Source organism: Flagellimonas sp. 389 (genome assembly GCF_018449435.1).
In the GTDB taxonomy this organism is placed as follows: Bacteria; Bacteroidota; Bacteroidia; order Flavobacteriales; family Flavobacteriaceae; genus Flagellimonas.
On sequence record NZ_JAHCMU010000015.1, the window covers coordinates 82,370 to 107,115 of the forward strand.

Below are 24,746 nucleotides of genomic sequence, written 5' to 3' on the forward strand. Positions count from 1 at the left end.
CATGAAAAAAGCAACTCCTAACCCACTGCAACGAACAGCCTATTTATTTATGCTGTTCCTAATGGTAATTATTCCGATTCAAATCAATGCCCAATTCTCTGGTGGAAGTGGTACTTATGAATCGCCTTTCGAAATCGATAATCTTACTGACCTTAGGTTTCTTTCCGAAAATGAGGAACACTGGGACAGCTATTTTGTCCTTACCCAAAATATAGATGCTTCCAATACCCGAACATGGAATTCTGGTCTCGGTTTTTCTCCCATTGGCGAGGCACTAAACGGTGTTAGACAAAGAGAAGCATTCACAGGAAATTTTGATGGTCAAGGATATACGATATCGAATCTTTATAGCAATCGTCCCAATGAACTGTATATTGGTTTATTTGGATTTCTAGATGGGGCCACGGTCAAAAATATTGGATTGTCCAATCTAACCTTAGTTGGATACAACATAGTTGGTGGATTGGCGGGAGAAAGCCTACGGACAAATATAGATAACTGTTATGCGGTTGGTAGTGTAACTGCAAATTCAGGAGCGAACAATATAAGTGGAGGATTGATTGGCTCATCGAGGGAATCCAACATTGGTCAATCGTATGCCATCATAAATGTCTCAGGAGAAATTTCAGGAGGTTTCTTAGGAGTTTCGGGCAGCGATCAAATATATGATTGTTGGGCAGGGGGCGCTGTAAATGGGGTTTCAATAGCAGGGGGATTTGTAGGTATCCTTGATTTGGGAACTATTAGGAGAAGTTATGCCATGGGGCAAGTTGTTGGTACTATCAGCGGTGGTTTTGGTGGGGTCAATAATTTAAGCGGAGTCGTGGAAGATTCCTTTTATGATGCCAACCTTAGCCAGCAGCATCAAGGAACGGGACAAGGCAATGGGCAAGGTATAACTGCCCTCAATACCTCGGATTTTTCTGATAAACAACGTTTTGTCAATGCCAATTGGAAAGTTGATGACGTTTGGGAAATGGGCGTAATCGCTACTATTGACAATGTCACCAGACCCTATTTAAGAATGCAGTTGTCTCCAATTTTTATACAGGTAAATAGCTTGCCACGACCAGCCGCAACTTCATCAGGTTCAGGGTATTATAAGAGTAACGAGTCGGTTCGTTTGGAACATACCGCATTGCCAGCCTACACCTTTACTGGATGGAGTTTAGGGGGAACCATTGTTTCGTCGGCAAATCCATATACGTTTACCGCTACACAAAACCAGACCTATGTTGCAACTTTTGTTGAAAATACATCTTTTGAAGGTGGGGACGGTACTGTAGCTAACCCATATCAAATAGCGAATGTAAATCAACTGCAAGACATTAATACGATACCTTCCTTGTTGGACGACCACTATATCTTGACAGCCGATATTGATGCTTCTACAACCAAAAGTTGGAACAATGGTCAAGGGTTTATACCCATAGGCAATCAAAACCAACCTTTTAGGGGAAGTCTTGATGGACAAGGGCATCTCATAAATAATCTACATATTAATAGGCCAGGGGAAAGTGGTATTGGACTCTTTGGTTATACGGATGGAGCAACGATTACAAAGATAGGTCTGGACAAAGTAAATATCGTTGGTAAGAACCAAACCGGAGGATTTATAGGAATAGATCAAGTAGGAACCAAAATATCCTTTTCCTACGCTACAGGATTAGTTACAGGAAATAGTGAGGTGGGTGGATTTTTAGGAAATGGTATGAACACGGAAGTCAATAACTCTTATAGTTTGGCCCGAACTTACGGTAAAGATACCATTGGAGGACTTGCAGGTAGTCTTGTGGCATCCAGAAATAATATTGTAAGGTTTCCCAGCAGTTATGCGGCCGGTAGAGTACTTTCCGATGGCGCTTCAGGAGCGGTTGCTGGCATTGTAACAGGTAATGCATCCCTGAATGCAATTTATGATCAAAATACTACAGGTCTTCGGAAAGGCACGAATTCTGGTGATAAAGGTGCTGATAGTTACTCAACTGATCGTTTTTCTTATCCTCTTCTTATAAACAGTAGATTTGACATGGTCAACCTTTGGCAATTTGCCTATGGTCAAGATGGTATAAAACGACCTATTCTAAAATGGGAAAAACCTTTCGTTTTTAACCTATCCAATGATGGTAATGGTACTATCGACAAAGAACCCATTGAAAGGGTTCTACCGGGAGTGGATTTTCCTCCCATAACCGCCTATCCCAATGAAGGCTATACCTTTGACCATTGGTTGGACGAAGATACACAGGAACAATGGACCAGTAATCCATTGAATATAAATCAGGTAGACAGAAGTTATAACCTTAAGGCCGTTTTTGTGGCCAATACTGGAAATCGAAAAGTCAAAATAACTGTAGTAAATACAGTACAAGTACCTGTTGCAGATGCGCTATTGGAGTGGGATGGAAATGTGTATAGAACCGATGCAAATGGTGTTGTGCAACTTAGTGGTATATCTGATGGAACCTATTCCTACACCATAAGCCACTCCTCTTCTTACATTCCATTGAACGATATTCTGGAAGTAAACGGGAGTGATATTGATATCCAAGTAGTATTGTTCAGTGGAACTGAATTTAAAGATCAAAACTGTACCTTTTTGGTCACAGAAGGAGCATTACCCATAGCCAATGCCCAAATTGTTATCCAAAAGCAGGGAGAAACGCCCCAAACATTTTTTACGAATAATCTTGGTGAGTTTACATTCACAGGGAATGGGGCTTTTGAATATGCTGTGAGTGTTCCAGGATATGAAATCAACACAGGTACCTTTACGTTATCTACTAATAACATATTTAAGAGGGTAGCGCTTTCAAAAGTGTACGATTTGGAACTGACGGTTACTGATGGCACCAATGCTTTGCCACTAGCAGAAATAACCTTTGATGGTATTACGTATCAAGCAAATAACCAAGGTGTAGTATTGTTTCAAGATTTGGTTAGCGATACGTATAGTTTTTTGGTATCGGCACCTGGATTTACTTCCACTACCCATTCCAGTACTATACAGGGTAACGACCTGTCGGAAACCATTGTCTTGGCACCACCAACAGGTCCGCTAAGAGCTATTACCATACGGGTTACCGATGGTTTACGTACTATTGAAAATGCAGGAATCATTATAACTGGACCAGATATACTGTTTACAAATACAAATGCCCAAGGAGAAGCTTTGGTTCAATTGGTTGATGGAAGTTATACCCTTCGCGTATTTGCAGCACCATATGGTACCGTTGAACCTAGCATCGTTGTTGCCAAGGACGATACCATTGAAATTGTCCTTTCGGGTCCTACGGTAAATATTACGCTATCTGTTGGGGATTTTAACGGAAACCCAATACCGAATGCGACTGTTGAATTTTATGGGCGTACGGTGACTACCGATACCAATGGAATAGCTATAATTTATAATTTAGTACGATTTGCTACGTATGAGTTTACTGTATCGGCCACGGGATATCTCCCTAGGATCTTTGAAATTTTAATCGACCCTCAGTTCACTTTTCATAGTATACCGCTTGCAAAACCTGCAAGTGTAACCTTTGAGTGCAGTGATGGAGTAAACCCTTTGGCCGGTGTCGTATTAGATTTCGAGGGAAATCGATACATTTCCGATAGTCAAGGTCAAATACAAATACCAAATCTTAGAATACGACAATTTAGTTATCGCTATTTTGCAAGTATTGATGGTTACCATTCCCAGAGCGGTGGTTTCGTACTGGCTAATCCAACGTATACAAAATCACTTGTTTTTGTCCCAAAAACAAATCAATACGATGTAGATTTTAGGATTGAGGATGTAATGTCTTCACCAATATTATATGCTGAGATTTTATTAGAAGGAAACACCTACTACACCGATGCAAACGGTATGGTGGCTATAGGGAAAATACCTGATGGACGTTACCCCTTTATTGTAAACGCTTCAGGGTATCAAACAGTTAAAGGTTCATTGGTTGTTAATGGCAATGCTGTCACGGAAACCGTGGTACTCCAATCTCAAAATCAACTTACCTATGCAATTTCTGGTTCGGTTAGCGATAACAATAACAGCCCTCTGGAAAACGTCATATTAAACGGGTTCAGTACAACCGTTACCACCGATGCAAACGGTCGATATTCGGCAACGGAGGCCCAAGGCTGGTCAGGGAAATTCAGTGCTGTGTTGCAAAATTACACCTTTTTACCTGTCGACATAACTGTAAACAATCTTCAGGGAGATCTTTCAGGTAGGGACTTTATAGGCACGCCTACGGTAAACCAGTTCAATATTTCCGGAACTGTTAGAGACAATCAAGGAAACCCTTTGCAAAATGTCGTTGTAAATGGTTTTAGTACAGTAGTGGGTACGGATGCCAATGGCGAGTTTTCCGCTTTGGAAGCCGTTGGATGGTCTGGTACCATCACAGTTAGTTTGATAGGATATTCATTTTCACCTTCCAGCATACAGATTAATGCTTTACAGGGCGATGATAGCGGCAATGATTTTGTCGGCACCCCAATTGTACATCAGATTTCGGGGATGGTCAAGGATGATAATGGCAATCCTCTAAGCAATGTTTCGGTAAATGGTTTTGGTTTTCCAATGTCAACAGATGGCGTAGGCCGATATTCGATATATCAGCCACAAGGTTGGTCCGGTAACATCTCCGTTTCTTTGCCCGGATATACCTTTGCCCCAGCTGATATATCCATCAACAATCTGCAGGGGGACAGTACAGGTAATGACTTTACGGGTACTCCCAACATCAGCCGTTACACCGTTTCGGGAACTGTGAAAGACAACAACGGAAATCTATTGGAAAACGTCATCCTAAACGGGTTCAGCAGTACGGTGACCACCGATGCAAGCGGTCAATATTCGGTAACGGAGGACCTGAGCTGGTCTGGGAGCATTTCGGCTTCGTTGCAGGGCTATACATTTTCACCAGTAAACATACAGGTGAACAATCTTCAGGGCGACGACACTGGAAACGACTTTGTCGGTACGCCCATTGTGAACCGGTACACTGTTTCGGGAACGGTAAATGACGATAAGGGCAATCCATTGGAAAACGTCATCCTAAACGGGTTTAGCACCACGGTGACCACCAATGCAAGCGGTCAATATTCGGTAACGGAGGCCCTGAGCTGGTCTGGGAGCATTTCGGCTTCGTTGCAGGGCTATACGTTTTCACCAGTAAACATACAGGTGAACAACCTCCAAGTTGATAGCAGGGGCAACGATTTTACTGGAATCAGATTAGGAAATCAATATACAATTTCGGGAACAGTGAGGAACGAAAAAGGTAATCCTTTGGAAAATGTAACCCTAAAAGGGTTTACCACTATGGTGACCACCAATGCCAATGGGAAATATTTGGCTACTGAAAACGAAAATTGGTCGGGTTCGATTGTTCCGCTATTTGAAGATTTGGTATTCACACCGCAACTTTTGGTTGTAACAAATCTTAATGAAGATATGCTCCAGGACTTTAAAGGTGAAAAGTCCTTGAACATGTTTATTTTTCCCAATCCTTCATATGATGGCAAGTTTACTATTATACTGCCAAAGGTGGATAGTGTAAAACAGGTACAGATTTTTACACCTTCAGGTCAGTTGGTACATAGTTCAATTCTTGAAGAAGATACTGAAAGATATACTCTGGAAAATACTTTACCAAGTGGTATGTATATCCTTAAACTAACGGTTAAAAGTGGTATTTATGAGCAAAAGATTTTAATCAACTGATAGTTTTGAATCTTTGAGAAGTTTTAAAAAACTATTTTTTAAGTAGTTCAAAGAGTAATCTAGCTTATAAGCTATTTTGTAAAGCTAAATGATTCGCTATACATAACTTAGTGCCAAATTCATTCTAGATAGCGATTGAGATTCAAAGATTCTAAAGGACAAAAAGTATTTTAATACTCCGTTGCATTTTAAGGCCATTATCTTGACCAATCTTTTTTGGGTGTATAATGAAAACCGAGATTGCAAAGACAGAACAAACTTCTTTCCGCTTCGCATACTAGTTTTGATGCTATTTAGGTATGGTAACTAGAGTTGTATTGTTCTACTTAGTACTTTTATCCTTTTTTGGATACCAGAACTTGCGGGCACAGGAAGACTTTAACATTCCACCATCAATCAAGAAAATGAATTATGCCGATAGGGAAATTACATTTTCGAATGTAACCATGAATGGTAAGAAAATTACATTCTTGGAGGTGGAAAAGGGGGATGTAGTAACCATTACCACCAGAATCGAATCTAAACGAAAAGGAGATTATTGTCCTGGTTGTATCGTTCAGGTATATTGGGGACTTAGAGGATACATTTCATTATGTGCCAAAAGCTTTTATGGGTATCAATTCCTTAAGAAAAAATCTAAGCTCATTTTTAATGCACCCCTGCAAGACGGCATATACTATATTACTACTGGAGGATCATTGGAATACTCCTGTAAAAACAACTTACAAAGACCCCGATGTTCTGCCGATAACGCCTTTGCTGTTTTAAAAGTTGGTAATCCTGACTTAGAGAAAAAAATCACACTTGAAAAAATAATAAAAGATAACGGTACATTTTTAAAAACAACGTTGATTAAGCCTGGTGGATTTGGGGATTTAAACGAAATAACTTGGTTTTTCAATGGAGAGAAATTGGATTTTGACAATAGAAACGAAATACCAGTTACAGATTTTGGAAAGTATAAGGTTGTATGGTCTAACTGTTTTACAAGTATTTCCGATTCCTTGGATTACTCCTCAAACGATGAAAAAATTGTAAACACTACAATAGAAGAAGGAATAGCACCTGTTGGCGATGGGGATATGGCCGTGATGGTGGAAAATAGAGATGGCTTTGTTCTAAAAAATCTAATTTTCGATTTGAACGAGGCTATTATCAAGCCAGAAGCCAAAAAGGAATTGAGCCAGCTGGCTCAAATCATGAAGGCAAAACCTTCCGTAAAAATTTTACTTGAAGGCCATACCGCTATTGGAAATGCTAAAAAAAATCAGATACTGTCCGAAGAAAGGGTAAAATCCACTAAAGCATACCTTGTTAAACATGGAGTAGCCAGAGAAAATATCCAAATAAAGGGTTGGGGACAAACAAAACCCTTGATTATAACACGGGATATTGAAAAAGGAAAAATAAATCGAAGGGTAGAAATCCGGATTTTATCTAGATAAAATGTAATTTTTGAAACAACTTTTTATGAGACCTAGATAGCATTTCTTCATAGTTTACGGAATCCAAAACAAATTTAATACTGACGGAATTATCATTTGCAATGCTTTTATGGTATGGAACGGTGTAATTAGCCCCATATCAAAAAACAATATCATGTTAAAAAAATATCCAATTTTTAAATGGACGCTAGTTGTCTTAACCGCTCTGTTCGTATTGATTCTTTCTTTTGGACTCTGGTTTAAAAGTTTAATTCCTCCTAAGAATATTGAAGTAGTAGCTTCAAAAATAGAAGACCTACCGTATCTATCGCAAAACATCCAATCGGTACGAGGCAAGATTCTTGCGGTCGTAACAAGTACCAAGACTATGGGGAATAGCGGTAAAAGTACTGGCTACGAACTCACCGAGTTGGCCCGTGCGTACTATGTGTTTGAAGCCAACGGTTTTGAAGTGGACATTGCAAGTTCATTAGGGGGAAAACCTCCTGTGGTTATTGATGATGAAGATATGGGTGTATATGATTTTGCATTTTTAAATGACGTCACAGCTCAGAATAAAGTTGATAGCACCATTCCATTAAAAGACGTGATCAAAGAAAATTATGAAGCGGTTTTCTTTGTTGGAGGTAAGGGAGCAATGTTCGATTTTCCAGAAAATAAAACCATTCAAGACATTGTTCGTGATTATTATCAATCCAATAAAGTTATTGGTGCTGTCTGTCATGGCCCGGCCGCTTTGGTCAATGTAACTTTGGACAATGGTCGTTCCCTTTTGGAAAACAAAAGAGTAAGCGCTTTTACCAATGATGAAGAGTTGTTGCTTATTCCAGAGGCAGCATCGATATTCCCGTTTTTATTGCAAGACAAGTTGATAGCTAAAGGCGCACGATTTAATGAAGGTGGAATGTACTTGGATAAGGTAAGCCATGATACTAATTTGGTAACAGGTCAAAACCCTTGGTCCGTTTGGTCGGTTGCAGAAACTATGGTAAAACAATTAGGATATAAGCCAAAGTTCAGAGAAATTACCGATGAAGAGAATGCGGTCAATGTATTAATTAGGTATGATCTACATGGTTCAAAAAGCGCAAAAGAACTGATAACACAAATGTTGAAAACCCAGAAAGTACCCATAAATCGGGTACTCATTGCGAAGCACGGCATTATTGCGGCAATGAAAGGGGATATCGGTCGATTTTTCGATATCATCAGTATGGTCTCTTTTATTAAACAAATGGAAGCTTAGAAACCCAGATATCGTTAAATTCGAGAAAAATAATAGATTGCCTTTTTTAGATATACTTCTTGTGTTGATTAGTGGTTCTGGGCTCTTGCACGGTATATTTTTTGCCTTTTACTTATGCTTTTTCAATAAAAAAAGAACAAAATCAAACCTCTTGCTGGGATTGCTATTGATCTTTATGGCATTTCGCATTGGCAAATCGGTCATGTTGTATTTTGGAGATGACCTCGAACCCATTTTCATATTTACCGGTTTATCATTTCTATTGATAATTGGACCTTTATTACGATGGTATATTTTGGCAATGACAACAACGGACTTTAAATTACCCAATTTTTATATATTGGAGTTGGTACCATTTGTTTTGATTTTCGGGATAAGCTTTTTTATAAGCAATAGTTGGTTCAACGAGGACAATGGTATAGCGGTTGCACTATTTGCAAGTACAATTATTTTCAGTTATCTACATTTAGCTTTTTACATTTTGAAATCTGCTATGATGGTGCGCAAGGTGATGAATGCCCATCCAAAGACACACCGTACCAAATCTCAAATTTCTATAGTGCATTGGTTACAGATTTTAATTGTTGGTTTTAGTATGATTTGGTTTTCATATGTTTTAAATATCATAGAAGATACTGTTCCATATATTATAGGGCCCGTTATGTATTCTGTGGTCATCTACTACTTGAGTTACAAGGCATATAAACTTAATTCAACCCATATAGATGGAACTGTCTTTGCCCAAAATGAGAACGCTACACTATTTCAACGCATACGTGAATTAATGGTTGCTGAAAAGCTATATCTGGAATCTGATATTTCTCTGGTTCGTTTAAGCAATATTGTTGAAAAAAGCACTCAAAAAACATCGGAGGTTATAAATCAATATGCCAAACGCAACTTCAACGATTTTATTAACTATTATCGAATTCAGGAGGCGAAAGAAATGCTCCTTGATAGTACTAGTAGAAAGTACACCATTTCTTCGATTGCTTTTGATATAGGTTTTAGCAGTTTATCATCTTTTAATATCGCATTCAAGAAATTTGAAGGTACAACTCCATCATCGTATAAGAAGAATAATTAGGGCTAAACTATTGTTGACTATTTCATTTGGTTATAACATATTGAATTTCCTTTGCTTTTTAAAGGTATGCATTTCATCTAAACAACCGGAAAAATAACAATATATAGTGGTGTATAACGTTTTAGAGACCCTTACCCCAAAAATAATCTCATGGTTCCCAAATCCAATGATTCTCAAACCAGTTGTAATTTCTACAACAGGATACTACTAGTTGCTTTTATAGTTTTTAATATTGCATGCGGTAAAGACGAAACAAAAACTACTTCGGAAAACGAAGAAGAATCCACTGAAGAGGATGGCACAAATACGCCCACTGAAGAAAATTTCGATGCAGATGTGAACAAAGATGGGACGTTAAATATTTTATTATTGGGACCCAGTAAATCTATCAATTCCAGTACGCAGGCTTTCTCATTAGCTTCTGTTACAGAACAGTTGAACAACATTTTATCCCAAGATAATACGGTAACCACTACTGTAAATATTGAATATGAAGATACCTACAGGGAAAAGATTGTAAACGTAGGTTTAGGTAGCAGTGCCAGCAATCAAATAGAGTATACCCATTATGCACATTCGTTGGTCCAATATTATTATTGGCCCGATGGACAGGAAAACCGTATGTCTAACCTAAAAGGTGATGGAGAAAAGGATTGGGACTATGTAGTTATAGCAGCGGACCCATATATTGTTTCAAAAATACCAGGATTTTATTCTTTAGGTGTCAATAAGATTGCTACTAAAATAACTGAGGGCAGTGCCAAGCCACTTTTACTAATGCAATGGCCGAAAAGCGAACAAAATACAACTTCCATTTCCAATTTTGAAGATTTTACATATCGTACTGCTGCTGGTGCACTCGTAGATTTGGAAGTGGTACCTGCAGGACTTGCCTGGCAGGATTTATCTTCAGAATTAAAAGATGAGCAGTCTGCACACCCCTCACCAAATGGAGCTTATCTAACAGCAGCAGCAATCTACGCACATATATATAATGAAAACCCATCAATTTCTGATTATATATATAACGACGCCTTGGCCGATGCTGCCCTATCAGGTGTTAAGGAAGCAAAGTCCAAAACTCACTTTTCAGGAGAACACAGCTATAATTCTCCCTTTAAAAGCGGTACTGTAAATGAATCCATAATACGATACAACCATACAGGTTCCAGCACTGAAAATGGAATCATTGGCGGTTTAAACTGGGTTATTGCAAAAGTAGATGGAACGACTTTACAAAGAGATGGTGCCGCTACCGTAAACTTTAATCTGGGAAGGGCGAATACTAATTTTGAAACTAACAAACGTTATAAAATAGATGCCGGCAAGTTTAATTTCTCTATAGGTTTTCCTATGCAAGATGGCTCTGTTACCGGAGACACTTCTATGCTTTATGGTATCGATAAAAGAGGTATTCAATCGGAAAATGGTACGGATTTGGGAGTGGCATTATATATGATTCGTGAAAACGAATTACCTACGGCCAGAGCAGTTCCCATACGCGCTTTATATGCCCAAATGAAAGAACTAAACATAACAGATTCTGCCTATCGTGATAACTGGCATATGAGCAGGGACTTAGATAAGGCCATTGGTGGATAAATTTATACTTTGTTAACAGGTAAATGTGATATAGGTGCAGAACCTTCCGATGCATCCTCTGGAGCATGGCGTTCATGGCGCGCACACAAAATTGGGTATGAAACAGCTTGGAACGTTATGTCTCTTGAAGGCAAGTTACCCAGTTGTAATTAGAGCCTTTTACTGGTTTAAGAACACTTTCATAAAATACTAGTCTAGCTACTAATACCTCTAAAATAACTGAATAGAACTTGCAGTAATGGGGGAGTGGTATCTGTTTTTTATAGTAAGAACCCGTAAATTATCTTATCTAACTATGGGTACTTTCTATCTATTGATAAACCCCATAAAGCTATTAAATTAATATATAATATACCTGTTTAGTTTCTTTATGGTCAACTAAATACCATGAAGAATGAAAGGGTTTTCACTCCTTATTTTTATAATCCTTTTAAACGTGTCTTGCCGCTTACAAGAGAGTGTGGCTAAAACCAAATACGTCAAGAAAAACTTAGATAGTCCAGTGATGAAGCTTATAGGCGGTCATTGGTTTAACGGAGAGACATTTGAAAAGAAAACCGTTTGGCTCAAAGAAGGACTTATCAATTTTAAAAGTACCGGTAAAGAAGTAGATACTGTTATAGATGTATCGGGCAAATATATTATACCACCATTTGCAGAAGCCCATAATCATAATCTGGAAAGTGCATACGGATTGGATAAAAGAATTGCTTCGTATTTAGGTAACGGTGTTTTTTATGTGAAGCTTTTATCCTCCATAAAAAAAAGAATAGACCCGCTAATGACAAGATATAATATTCCGAAAGGTATTGACATAAGTTTGGCACATGCGCCATTGACGGCAAGAGGAGGACATCCTGTGGGACTCAGGAAAAGATATCTTGACAAAGGTTATTTTGATGGATTGTTCAATTCCATTGAAGAAATTGAATTTCATGGGTATGTGCTCATCGATACCAAAGAAGAATTGGAAAGTAAGTGGGGCAGTATCATGTCATTTTCACCAGATTTCATCAAATTGAATCTTTTACATTCCGAAGAATACGAAAAACGAAAAAATGAAACTGCATATTTTGGTAAAAAGGGATTGAATCCTAAATTGATTGCTTCAATAGTCGAAAAGGCACATGCTGAAGGATTAAGAGTAAGTACACATGTGGAAACAGCATATGATTTCCATGTTGCAGTAAGCGCCGGAGTGGATGAAATTGCTCACCTACCTGAAATAAAAAACGGAAAACCAATTCATAAAAAAGATGTGATTTTAGCCAAAGAAAAAGGTGTTGTAGTGGTTACAACGGTATCTCTTGTTTCAAAAAAACAAAAAAGCACGAATTATCAAGATTTATTGAACAACATTAAATCAAACCTACGACTATTAAAAGATGAGGGTGTTACTATGGCAATAGGGTCGGATATGTATAATGATAATTCATCAGGTGAATTTCAAATACTAAATCAGTTGAAGGTATTTAGTAATTTGGAATTGTTGCAAATGTGGACAAAAAATGCTGTCCAAACCATTTTCCCCAATAGAAAAGTAGGAGAACTAAAAGAAGGGTATGAGGCAAGTTTTCTAGTTTTAGATACAAATCCATTACAAGATATTGCGCAAATACATAAAAACATTGGACTAAGAGTAAAACAAGGTGTAATTTTAAAATGATTACTTAAGTTTCTTTGGCTTTAGTTAAACAGAACTCCTATGAATTATGGCAATCTAATCAAACATGTTCTTTTTTGGATGCTATTTCTTTTTTTATGGAGTGTTCGCGACCTTAATTACCATACTGATATCTTAGAAAATTTAGAGACCAATATATTTACGTTCATTCCCTATGTTTTCCTGGTTTATTTCAACTTATATTTCTTGATGCCAAAGTTTCTATTAAAAAAAAGGATGATCAGTTATGCGGTAATATTAGTAGTAGGTATTATAATTACTACGTTATTTTCGTCTTACTATCTCAATTTTTATTTTAAAAATATTAATATCCATTTGCCGACTTCAGAGTTCTTTATAAGCATTTCTGGAAAAATTGCCATTACTACCGAAGTTATCCTGTCCTTATGTTTATCCATGACCCTTTTTCTTACTGATGAATGGTACAGAAATGAGCGCTCTATAAGAGAAATAGGACAGAAGCAAATTGAAACCGAATTAAACTTATTAAAAAATCAAATCAACCCACATTTTCTCTTTAATTCATTAAATAGTATTTATATCATGTTGGGCAGGAACTTAGAAAGTGGAAAAAAAATGCTACTTCAGTTTTCAGAGATATTAAGCCATCAGTTGTACGAAACCGGTAAGAAGCATATCGCTTTGGAACGGGAATTTGAGAATCTGAAAAACTATATTGATATTGAAAGAATTCGACATGAGGACCTTGTTACGGTCTCATATGAATTTCCTGATAATCAAGAAGGATTGACAATCGTCCCTATGCTTTTAATGCCCATAGTTGAAAATGCTTTTAAACATGGACAAAGCAGTCAGGGGTATTGGGTAAAAATAGAGGCCATTATAGCGTCTGGACAAACTTTGAATTTTACGGTAGAAAACACCGTATCGAATTCACAAACCGAAAATTCATTTAGGGAGGGTAGAGGTATAGGTTTGGCCAATGTCAAAAGAAGATTGGAACTAATTTATCCAAATAGACATCTTTTTAATACGGAATGTAAAAAAGGTACCTTCACTGTAAATCTAAAAATTCAACTAAATGAAAATAAGCTGTTTAGTAGTTGATGATGAACCATTGGCAAGAAAAGGATTAGAGGATTTTATCGACCAAACCCCATTTTTAGAGCATGTAAAATCATGTTCCTCTGCTATTGAGGCCAAACAATTCTTAAAACAAAATGCAGTTAGTATTATGTTTTTGGACATTCAGATGCCAGACATGAGCGGAGTTGAACTAATGCAAATGCTTTCGAACCCTCCAAAGGTCATATTTACAACGGCTCATCGGGAATTTGCATTAGATGGATTTGAGCTTAATGTAGTTGACTTTTTACTTAAACCCTTTTCATATAATAGATTTCTCAAAGCAGTTCATAAAACCATTGCTTTGGATGCTAAAAAAATAGAGTTTAAAGAAGTTAAGCATCATATTTTCATCAAGTGCGATGGAATGATAATCAAGGTTTTAATTGATACTATTACATATATAGAAACTGCGAAGGATTACGTAAAGATACATACCGTTGACACTAGTTATCTTACCCTAGTGACATTAAAGCAAATCGAAAAAGAATTGCCAAAAGAAAAATTTATAAGGGTTCATCGTTATTATCTCGTAGGGTTACAACATATAGTGAAGCTCGAAGGAAATTTGATATATGTAGCAGGACATCGAATTAAAATAAGTCGAGCGTTAAGAAATCAAGTTTATGAAACTATTATTGGAAATAAACTTATTGAACGATCTTGATTATTGCTTCAATCACAGGCTAAGTCTAACAAAAATGCACCAGAATGCTCAGTATATCTTAACCTGTTCGAATCTGAGCTTTGTTGATAACACTTTTCATAACTAGTTTTTCAGAGCAAAAAAAGAGATAATTCTATTTTTAATTTTATAGATGATTAAAAGGTCATTTATTAATTTATTATGTATTGTCATAGTTTCAATGTTGTGCTTCAGGAGGTTCCGGGAGAAGTAAGCCTTTGTTTTTCAATTTCAGGGTGTCCTCTTAGATGTGAAGGATGTCATTCTCCATTTTTATGGAAAAAGGGAACTGGGACAAAATTGACCCAAAAACTATATGAAGACATCCTCCATAAGTATTATGGATTTGCCACCTGTGTCATTTTTATGGGAGGGGAATGGCACAAAAATGAATTGATAAGCAGTTTGAAATATGCCCAAGACAAAGGATATAAAACCTGTGTTTATACGGGGCAAGACCAATTAGATCTAGAAATTTTAAAGCACCTGACCTGGGTCAAGACCGGAAGATGGGACAAATCTTTAGGAGGTTTGGAGAGCAAGACTACCAATCAGGAGTTTATCGAAGTAAAAACAAAAAAACGACTTAATCATCTATTCCTTAAAACTTAAAATCTATGTTACGACTTTCAGACGGTCAAATAGCAAAAAAAATCAACTTTATTAACGATTATTTACATTCAGCCAATGCTGCGGATGGTTCTAAAATGGATGCCAATGCCAATGTAACTTCAAAAAACATTGCGACAATGGAAGCTGAACTAAATAAGGATATTAACATACAGGTGAACCGGGCACTGGTAAAACAAAAGATAGCGTCCTTGTTCGGGGATGAGCTGGCAAACGAATATACAAGACAGATAGAATCCCACGAAATATATATACACGACGAAACTTCTTTAAAACCATATTGTGTATCCATAAGCATGTACCCATTTTTGTTGGACGGACTTACAAAGCTTGGGGGAGAAAGTAAAGCTCCCAACCATTTGGAAAGCTATTGTGGCGAATTCGTGAATCTAGTTTTTGCAGTAAGTTCCCAATTCGCAGGTGCCTTGGCCACAGTTGAGTTCTTATTGTATTTTGACCATTTTGCAGCCAAGGACTATGGTGTAGATTATCTGAATACTCACAAAAAACTAATCGAAAATCATTTACAACATGTAATCTATGCGATTAATCAACCTGCCGCTGCCAGAGGATATCAGTCTGTATTCTGGAATCTCTCCATTTATGATGAAGCCTATTTTAACAGTATGTTCGGGGATTTCGTATTTCCTAATATGACCAGACCCCATTGGGAAAGCATAAAAAAGCTACAGAAGTTTTTTATGAAATGGTTCAATGAAGAACGAAAAAAGGCCATCCTGACTTTTCCAGTCGTCACAGCGGCGATGTTGGTAAAAAATGGAACTCCTGTTGATACACAATTTACCGATATGTGCGCACATGAATTGAGCGAAGGAAATTCTTTTTTCATCTATCAATCCGAAAATGCGGATAGTCTGGCGTCTTGCTGCCGACTACGAAACGAAATCAGTGACAGTACTTTTAGTTATTCCCTTGGAGCCGGTGGTGTGGCAACGGGATCTATAAATGTAATAACGTTGAACATGAACAGGCTAATTCAAAAAAAAGCTGATATCGTTGAAGAAGTTCGGAAAGTCCATAAATATCAAGTAGCCTATAGAAAGCTTATGAATGAATACGATGAAGCAGGATTACTTCCTGTTTACCGTGCCGGTTTTATAGCTATGGACAAACAATTTTTGACTATAGGAATCAATGGTATGGTAGAAGCGGCCGAAAGCCAAGGTATAAAAGTGGGCAATCACGCATCGTATAAAAGTTTTGTGAATAGATACCTTAAGGCTATCTATAAAGAGAATAGGGCGGCAAAGGAACAATATGGATATATGTTCAATACTGAATTCGTTCCTGCCGAAAACTTAGGTGTAAAAAATGCCAAATGGGACAGGGAAGACGGTTTGTTTGTTCCCAGGGATTGTTACAATTCCTATTTCTATGTAGTTGAAGACCCTAAAACCAATTCGTTGGATAAAATTATGTTGCACGGTAAGGAAATCATACAATACTTGGACGGGGGGTCGGCATTACATCTTAATTTAGAGGAAACTCCCAATAAACAAGGGTTTATAAAGCTTATTCATGCAACGGCAGCGGCAGGATGCAATTACTTCTGTTTTAACATAAAGATTACGGTTTGCAACGATTGTTCGCATATCGACAAACGTACTTTGTTGAAATGCAGTAACTGTAACTCCCAAAATGTAGATTATGCTACCCGGGTGATAGGCTATTTAAAACGCGTGTCCAGTTTTAGTTCCAATCGGCAGAAAGAGCATCAATTGAGGCATTACCATACACAGGAAGCATAATTAGACCAGCTTGTTTAAAATTTAGTAGGTTTTAAAACATGATAATTGTCGTGTTTAATCCTGATTCCATTCATGATTTTTGATGGGAGCAATAAGGTATTCGTATTAACCAGGATTCAAGCCCTTTAAAAATGTGAGCTGAATTATAAGACGAGACTGCTATAACAAGGGTCTGACGGAAAATCCGCGACTACATAATTAAAAACATAATTAGTCCCAATGCAATTACATTCATTTCATATTCCTGTGATGGGGATAGGCTTTACCATTGACACTCCCTTAAAAGTTTCCCATTTGGGCATAGACTCGGTTATTTCCTTGGTCGATGATATCTTATTGGAAAAAATACGAAAAATGTACTGTGATATGTTCGAAGTACCCTATCACGAAATTACAGAAAGCATAGAGGATTTCAGAGCCAAAAGGATTACTTCCTACCTTAATTTGATTAACGATCTAGCAGAAAAAAAGTTTAAAAAACTTAAAGATATTACTTCAGGGTACAGCAATGAGTTAAAACAGCACTTTAATATCTTGCCGGATACTTCGGTTCTAAAAGAGAAGTTTAAGAATTTGACCTCAAATGGGTTTAATTTGGAAGAGCTTAAGGATGTATTGGAAACAAATCTTTCCATGGGTAGTATAGATGTCAATATTATGACCAAAGTGGATAAGGAAAACTACATAAAAGATAAGCAATTGCCTACTGAATATAATGATGCCCATGCTGCTCTAAGGGGATATGCCAATAGTAAGCTATCCTCTTCGGTAATACTTTCTGCAGGGATGAACCCAAGGCTGTATAGTTATATGGAAGAATTCGAGGATTTTTATCCTGACATGGAAGGGCAAATCAAAAAGAAAATAGTTTTAAAAGTGAGTGATTACAGGTCTGCTTTGATACAAGGAAAGTTTCTTGCAAAGAAAGGATTATGGGTTTCAGAATATAGAATTGAATCCGGACTTAATTGTGGGGGGCATGCATTTGCGACGGATGGATATCTTATGGGACCTATATTGGCCCAGTTTAGGGACAAGAAAGAAGAATTGATTCAAGAAATACATCAAATTTTCATCGAAGCCCTTTCCCATAAAGAAGCCTTTGTCCCCAAATCGCCGTTACCAGTTAAAATTACTGCACAAGGAGGCGTGGGCACAGCAGAGGAACATCAGTTTTTATTAGATCATTACAAGGTAGATTCAGTAGGTTGGGGATTTCCATTTCTTTTAGTACCCGAAGCGACTACTGTAGATAAAAGTACATTGGATAAATTGGCCAGCGCTAAAGAAGATGATCTATACTTGAGCGATGTATCTCCGTTGGGCGTACCCTTTAATAACCTAAAGGGAAATACAAAAGACGATGAAAAGTTAGCTTTAATAGTGAAGGGTCGGCTAGGAAGTTCCTGTCCAAAAAAGCATGTTGCCCTAAACAAGGAATTTACGGAAAAAGGCATCTGTACAGCATCACGTCAATATCAATACCTAAAGATCATGGAATTGGATACAAAAGGGCTTTCCAAAGAAACCTACAGCAAGGAATACGATAAAATCGTGCAAAAAACATGTGCCTGTGTCGGATTGGGAACGGCTGCGCTGTTAAAGTATGATTTGGATACAAAAAAGGAAGGAGACGGCGTTTCAGTTTGCCCAGGGCCAAATATGGCATATTTCTCAAAGGAGATGAGTTTAAAAGAAATTACAGATCATATCTATGGAGCGTCCAATGTGGTTACAAGAACTGATCGTCCAAATATGTTTATAAAAGAACTTCATATTTATATTGATTTTCTGCAAAGTAAACTAGATGAAGTAAAAGATTCCATGGATAACAGACGAAAAAAATACCTGTCAACTTTTGTAAAGAACCTTAATGAAGGGATTTCCTACTATCAGCATATTTTTGGGAGCTTAAAAACTACTTTTAAAAGTTCCAGGCTTCAAATTTTAAAGGATTTGGAAAAGGGAAAAAACACCTTGGGCCAGATAGATTCAGAATTGGATAACATATAAATTGGTATCAGCTAGGTTCAAAACCCTTTAAAGAGAGTAACGTTCCTTTTCTTTCTATTTCTTCTGCTAGCTTGGAAATTGTTTTATCCCTAAAATCGCTCAATAATTTTTTTTTGAAAGGAGATACAATGTAATGGGCAGGGCAGGGGTTCTCATCATTGCATTCGGAAAGACCTAAAAAACACTGGTCCAGTTTATAGGTTCCATCAATACAGGATATGATATCCCAAACTGATTTCTCCTTGTTTTTTGGATCAAGAAAGAATCCACCACCGGGCCCCATGGCAGAGGATATCAATTTGTTGGCGGTAAGTTGTCTTAACAATTGCGCCAAAAAAGCTTTTGGAATCTCTATTTCATCAGCAATTTTTTTCACCCCTATTTTATGGGTCTTATCACTGTGTATTGCTAAATATAATATTGCCCTTATGGCATATTTGCAGGCATTGGAGAGCATCTAACTTTTTTAAGGGCCAAATATAATAAAAAGACCATTTTATACTCTATTATGATTTTTATCATTGTTGTCTTAGTGGGAGGTTCCTAATTTTCCCAGTTATATATTTATTTTCCTTGAACAGTGGGCTTAGTAGAAAAAATACAGCAATTAAAAAGAGAGAAAAACGCTATAATTCTGGCACATTATTACCAGCGTCCCGAAATACAGGAGGTTGCGGATTATGTTGGGGATAGTCTGGGATTGTCCCGAAAGGCTTCTGAGGTTGACGCGGAAATCATCGTATTTGCTGGGGTTCACTTTATGGCGGAAACGGCAAAAGTTCTTAACCCCACAAAGGAAGTTGTATTGCCAGATCTTACAGCAGGTTGTTCCTTGGCCGATTCTTGTCCACCAAAAGCTTTTGGAGCCTTTTTAGATGCTCATCCAGATCATATTGTAATTACCTATATCAACTGTTCGGCAGAAATAAAGGCAATGAGCGATTTAGTATGTACATCTTCCAATGCCCTAGAAATAGTACAGTCCGTACCAAAGGATAAGCCTATTATTTTTGCGCCGGACAGGAACTTGGGCAAATATATTATCAAACAGACAGGCAGGGATATGTTATTGTGGGATGGTAGTTGTGTTGTACACGAAGCATTTTGTATGGATAAGTTATTGGATCTGTACCAAAAGAATTTTGGTGCGGTAATTATTGCCCACCCAGAATCTGAAGAACACATTTTAAAAACGGCTAAGTATGTAGGCTCTACCGCTGGGATGATAAAATTTGTAAAGGAACATCCTAAAGAGAAATTCATAGTCGCCACTGAAGCTGGTATATTGCACGAGATGCGTAAGGCAGTCCCGGGCACGGAATTGATTCCAGCACCAATAGAGGAGGATAACACCTGTGCTTGTAGTGAGTGCAGTTATATGAAAGTCAATACACTTCAAAAGCTATATGACTGTTTAAGGCATCAAAGTCCACAGATCGATATACCTGAAGATGTTAGAGAAAAAGCTCTCGTTCCCATTGAGCGGATGTTAGAGCTTTCAAATTAAGTATAAATGGTTTCTGTAGACTATCTCGTAATCGGTTCAGGAATTGCAGGATTGACATTCGCCATAAAAATTGCGGAAAAATTTCATGATAAGACAGTTCTCATGGTCACCAAGTCCGATGAGGAGGAATCGAATACCAAATACGCCCAAGGTGGAGTTGCCATCGTTTTGGACACCAATAAAGATTCTTTTGATAAGCATATAAGGGATACCCAAACAGCTGGCGATGGCCTATGTGAAGCATCGGTTGTGGAAATGGTCGTCAAAGAAGGGCCAAAAAGACTTCAAAACCTAATACAATGGGGAATCGATTTTGATAGGAATGTCAAAGGTAATTTGAATTTAGGCAAGGAAGGAGGACATTCCGAGTTTCGCATTGTGCATTACAAGGACATAACGGGTTACGAGATAGAAAACACATTGCTAAAGCGTGCTTATCAATTGGCCAATGTTACCATATTGAGCCATCATTTTGCAATAGACCTTATTACAGAGCATCACTTGCAGATTATGAATCCAGAACATATTTCTTGTTACGGTGCTTATGTTCTCAACCAAAAAACCGGAAACATAAAAACTATAAAAGCTGGTTCAACGATATTGGCTACTGGTGGTATCGGTAGGGTATATGGGCATACTACGAATCCTGCTATTGCAACAGGAGATGGTATTGCAATGGCCTACAGGGCCAAAGCACGAATTTCTGATATGGAGTTTGTCCAGTTCCATCCAACGGCATTGTATAGTCTTGAGGAAGGTCAGTCCTTTTTGATTTCTGAAGCCGTAAGGGGTTTTGGTGCGTATCTGCGCAATAAGAACGGGGACAGATTTATGCTGGATTATCATGAGCGCGCAGAATTGGCATCTAGGGATATCGTTTCAAGAAGTATTGACAATGAACTTAAAAAAACTGGAGACGAATATGTGTATCTGGATTGTACCCACCTTGATATGAAAAAGTTCAAAGCGCATTTTCCAAATATTTATGAAAAATGTGCCGTACTACATATTGATATAGCAAAAGATTGGATACCAGTAGTTCCAGCTTCACACTACCTGTGTGGCGGTATTGTGGTGGATACAGATGGCAAAACCTCTATAAACAATCTTTTTGCATGTGGGGAATGCTCAAGAACCGGACTGCATGGGGCAAACAGGTTGGCATCAAACTCCCTATTGGAAGCATTGGTCTATGCCCATAATATTTACGAATACCTTCAAGTTAATCCAACTTCACCAGGAGCAATATCTATTCCTGACTGGAACGATAAAGGAACTCGTGTTTCTAAAGAGCATATTGTTATAACGCATAATTTGAAGAAATTACAAGCTCTAATGCGTGATTACATAGGTATCGTACGCAGTAATCATAGATTATTGCAAGCTGCAAAACATTTGAATTTGATGTATAAGGAAATAGAGGAGTTCTATAATGGGGCAAAAGTAAACACTGCGCTATGTGAATTGCGAAATATGATCAATGTCGCGCATCTAATAATTAATCAATCACTGGACAGAAAAGAAAACAAAGGTGGATATTTCAATATGGACAATCAGTAGGGTCTAATAAGAATTTTACTTTTATTCAATATATAAAATCATAAAAAGCTATGTGCTAAAACAAAATTCTCGATTAAGCAGCCTATGGCCCAAAAGCCCAAGATAAATATGATTGTATTCCGAAGAGCACTATTTCTTGTGTATGCCCTTTCTCTTTTTCAATTATCCTGTAACGGGAAAAAAGAAACCTACATTGCCCTTCCAAAGAATATCCACAATGTTTTTTTATCAACAAAAAGTATTCCTGACAGTAATTTTTTAGGCAGTGAAAGCTGCAAGGAATGCCATAAGGAACAATTTGAAAAATGGACAGATAGCCACCATGACAAAGCGATGCAAAAAGCAGATAGGGAGACCGTTTTGGCAGGATTTAAAGGGGAAGCGTTCAAAAGTCAGGGGATTACGTCCCGTTTTTATGAAAAAGATGGCGATTTTTTTGTAAACACGGAAGGTCCCAATGGGAACTATCACGATTATAAAATTGTGTACACCTTCGGGATTGCCCCGTTGCAACAGTATATCGTTCAATTTCCCGATGGAAGATACCAGTGTTTAAGAACAGCTTGGGATACCGAGAACAGAAGATGGTTTGATTTGTATCCCGATTTTAAAGTAATCCATTCCGAATGGCTCCATTGGTCGAGAGGCGGGTTAAATTGGAACAATATGTGTGCGGATTGCCACTCCACAAATATTCGTAAAAACTATAATGAGCATAAAAGGGCATATAATACAAAGTTTGCGATTATCAATGTAAGTTGCGAAGCTTGTCATGGACCTGGAAAGAAGCATGTGAACGAAGTAAGATCATTGGGTTCAGCTTACGTATCCCACAATGGAGAAACTATGTGGATGAGTTCCGAAACAACACCCAAGGGACTGGTAGATGAATGTGCTAGATGCCATATGCGCCGGGAACAGATTTCCGAAGGATATAATTTTACTGGAACAATGCTCGATCATTATTTTCCACAGTTATTGGAATATCCCATATACCATCCAGACGGTCAAATATTGGATGAGGACTATGTATACGGTTCCTTTATCCAGAGCAAAATGTACCAGAACAATGTTTCCTGCAATAATTGTCATGATTCACATTCCCTGAAACTAAAATTTGAAGGAAATAAATTATGCCTTCAATGCCATGTGCCCGAAAAATACGATACGGCATTGCATCATTTCCATGAGACAGGCAATCAAGGCGCAAAATGTATCGGCTGTCATATGCCCGGTAAAATATATATGGGCAATGATTTTAGACGAGACCATAGTTTTAGAGTACCTCGACCAGATTTAAGCATTGCATATAACACTCCCAATGCTTGTACGCAATGCCACACGGACAAAGACGACCAATGGGCATGGGAAGTTTTTAAAAGACAATTTGGGAAGCCGCAGATTCATTTTTCCGAACTATTGGCACCAGGGGTTATGGGAGAACCCGGAGCCGATATTGCCTTGACCAGTCTGGTTAATGATAGCACACAACCAGAAATTGCAAGGGCCTCAGCAGTAAAGGCCTTGTCAAATTACACTATACAAAATGGCATCAATGCTTTTATTGCACTTTTAAATGATGAATCTCCTCTGGTCAGGGGAGCAACGGTAGATGTTTTGAGCGAGATAAACTCCTTAGAGTTTATGGACTATATATTGCCAAGATTAAAAGATTCTAAAAGAGCGGTTAGGATAAAGGCATTTTATGCACTTGGTACGGTTCCCGAGAATCAGATTCCTGCGGATTATAAGAAAGTCTACCAAAAAGTCAAAGAGGAGTTTTTTGGATATTTAAAAATCAATGCTGATTTTCCTGGGGGACAGGCAAGGAAAGCAGCCTTCTATCAAAAGAAAGGAGACTTGGACAGAGCCAGAGAAGCTTATTTAAAAGCATTGAGCATAGATGGTAATAATAATACCATACGTAGCAACCTGGCCAATCTATACTACCATTTAGGAGAAACCGGCAATGCAGAAAAAACTTTTAGGGAAGTAATAAAACAAGAACCGGAATTTGGGTTTACCTATTATTCCTTGGCACTGCTTCTAGCAGAACTGAAAAGGACAGACGAAGCAATTTTACAAATGGAACAAGCGCACAAGTTGATGCCCCAAAATATCAGGGTCATTTACAATCTGGGGCTCTTGTACCAAAAGAAGGGAAGGAATAAAGAAGCCGAAAAAATCCTTGTTGGGGGATTGGAACTGGAACCAGAGCATGAAGAACTGTTATATGCTTTGGCATATCATTATATAGTACAAGGACAAAAGCAGAAGGCTGTGAAGCTGACAGACAAAATTATAAGGCTATATCCCAATAGACCTCAATACCAAAACATGGCGGAACAAGCTGGAGCGTTATAGGTCAAAACCTGTATGTAGTAACCAAAGATTGTTACAAGCTGCAAAAACATTTGGAGATGATATATAGTAATGGGGTAAAGGTGAACACAACTCTATAAGAATTGCAAGCCACGATCAATTTTTGCGCACTAAATCATGGTCAATCACTGGATAGAAAGGAAAATAAAGGCGGATATTTTAATATGGATAATCAATAGTACCCAATAAAGGTTTTGCTTTTTATTCAATGCTCACTTTACTATAATGAACAGAAATGAGATTTTGATCGCTTATTAACAAGATATTGGATAGAAAGAGGCTTCTATCAATTAGTCACTTTTACTTGGGTCTCATGGAA

The 24,746-nt window shown here is 37.8% G+C and carries 16 protein-coding genes; 15 read left to right on the forward strand and 1 reads right to left on the reverse strand.

All coding sequences use genetic code 11. The annotated features are described in order from the left end of the window. Position 1 precedes the first annotated feature (1 nt). From KIM67_RS13745 to KIM67_RS13800, 12 genes are all read left to right on the forward strand, one after another. Entirely contained in the window at positions 2-5,731 is a 5,730-nt protein-coding gene (locus KIM67_RS13745; protein ID WP_213832132.1) for a T9SS type A sorting domain-containing protein, read from the forward strand. A gap of 299 nt (positions 5,732-6,030) precedes the next feature. Then, a complete protein-coding gene (locus tag KIM67_RS13750) occupies positions 6,031-7,176 on the forward strand; it encodes an OmpA family protein (protein ID WP_213832133.1) in 1,146 nt (381 codons plus the stop codon). 154 nt (positions 7,177-7,330) lie between these two features. Next, the gene (locus KIM67_RS13755; RefSeq protein WP_213832134.1) at positions 7,331-8,422 is read left to right on the forward strand and encodes a type 1 glutamine amidotransferase domain-containing protein; all 1,092 of its coding nucleotides are present in this window, start codon (positions 7,331-7,333) and stop codon (positions 8,420-8,422) included. Between the two features lie 175 nt (positions 8,423-8,597). Further along, positions 8,598-9,509, forward strand: coding sequence for a helix-turn-helix domain-containing protein (locus KIM67_RS13760; protein WP_213832135.1), 912 nt, complete (start codon positions 8,598-8,600; stop codon positions 9,507-9,509). A gap of 150 nt (positions 9,510-9,659) precedes the next feature. Next, positions 9,660-11,111, forward strand: a complete 1,452-nt coding sequence (locus KIM67_RS13765; protein ID WP_213832136.1) for a hypothetical protein — start codon at positions 9,660-9,662, stop codon at positions 11,109-11,111. 9 nt (positions 11,112-11,120) lie between these two features. Continuing rightward, entirely contained in the window at positions 11,121-11,264 is a 144-nt protein-coding gene (locus tag KIM67_RS13770) for a hypothetical protein (RefSeq protein WP_213832137.1), read from the forward strand. Between the two features lie 352 nt (positions 11,265-11,616). After that, a complete protein-coding gene (locus KIM67_RS13775) occupies positions 11,617-12,777 on the forward strand; it encodes an amidohydrolase family protein (RefSeq protein WP_250149266.1) in 1,161 nt (386 codons plus the stop codon). A gap of 207 nt (positions 12,778-12,984) precedes the next feature. After that, the gene (locus KIM67_RS13780) at positions 12,985-13,863 is read left to right on the forward strand and encodes a sensor histidine kinase (protein ID WP_213832139.1); all 879 of its coding nucleotides are present in this window, start codon (positions 12,985-12,987) and stop codon (positions 13,861-13,863) included. Continuing rightward, a complete protein-coding gene (locus KIM67_RS13785; RefSeq protein ID WP_213832140.1) occupies positions 13,838-14,548 on the forward strand; it encodes a LytTR family DNA-binding domain-containing protein in 711 nt (236 codons plus the stop codon). Before KIM67_RS13780 ends, KIM67_RS13785 begins: the two co-directional genes overlap by 26 nt. 180 nt (positions 14,549-14,728) lie before the next feature. Beyond that, positions 14,729-15,178 (forward strand): anaerobic ribonucleoside-triphosphate reductase activating protein, encoded by a 450-nt coding sequence (gene nrdG, locus KIM67_RS13790; RefSeq protein ID WP_213832141.1) that lies wholly within the window; start codon positions 14,729-14,731, stop codon positions 15,176-15,178. A gap of 5 nt (positions 15,179-15,183) precedes the next feature. After that, the gene (gene nrdD, locus KIM67_RS13795) at positions 15,184-16,965 is read left to right on the forward strand and encodes an anaerobic ribonucleoside-triphosphate reductase (RefSeq protein ID WP_213832142.1); all 1,782 of its coding nucleotides are present in this window, start codon (positions 15,184-15,186) and stop codon (positions 16,963-16,965) included. A gap of 219 nt (positions 16,966-17,184) precedes the next feature. After that, complete coding sequence (locus KIM67_RS13800; RefSeq protein ID WP_213832143.1) at positions 17,185-18,978, forward strand: hypothetical protein; 1,794 nt, start codon at positions 17,185-17,187, stop codon at positions 18,976-18,978. Between the two features lie 7 nt (positions 18,979-18,985). Here KIM67_RS13800 and KIM67_RS13805 read toward each other — a convergent pair whose 3' ends face one another. Next, positions 18,986-19,435 carry an Rrf2 family transcriptional regulator gene (locus KIM67_RS13805; RefSeq protein WP_213832144.1) on the reverse strand — a complete coding sequence of 150 codons (450 nt, stop codon included), beginning with the start codon at positions 19,433-19,435 and terminating at the stop codon, positions 18,986-18,988. Between the two features lie 123 nt (positions 19,436-19,558). Between KIM67_RS13805 and nadA the strand changes: the two genes are divergently transcribed. The 3 genes from nadA (at position 19,559) to KIM67_RS13820 (ending at position 24,409) form a co-directional block, all read left to right on the forward strand. Then, positions 19,559-20,485 carry a quinolinate synthase NadA gene (gene nadA / locus KIM67_RS13810; RefSeq protein WP_213832145.1) on the forward strand — a complete coding sequence of 309 codons (927 nt, stop codon included), beginning with the start codon at positions 19,559-19,561 and terminating at the stop codon, positions 20,483-20,485. Positions 20,486-20,491: 6 nt separating this feature from the next. Beyond that, on the forward strand, positions 20,492-22,045 hold the full coding sequence (gene nadB / locus KIM67_RS13815) for an L-aspartate oxidase (RefSeq protein ID WP_213832146.1): 1,554 nt from the start codon (positions 20,492-20,494) through the stop codon (positions 22,043-22,045). Positions 22,046-22,153: 108 nt separating this feature from the next. Further along, a complete protein-coding gene (locus KIM67_RS13820; protein ID WP_213832147.1) occupies positions 22,154-24,409 on the forward strand; it encodes a tetratricopeptide repeat protein in 2,256 nt (751 codons plus the stop codon). The last annotated feature ends 337 nt before the right edge of the window (positions 24,410-24,746 follow it).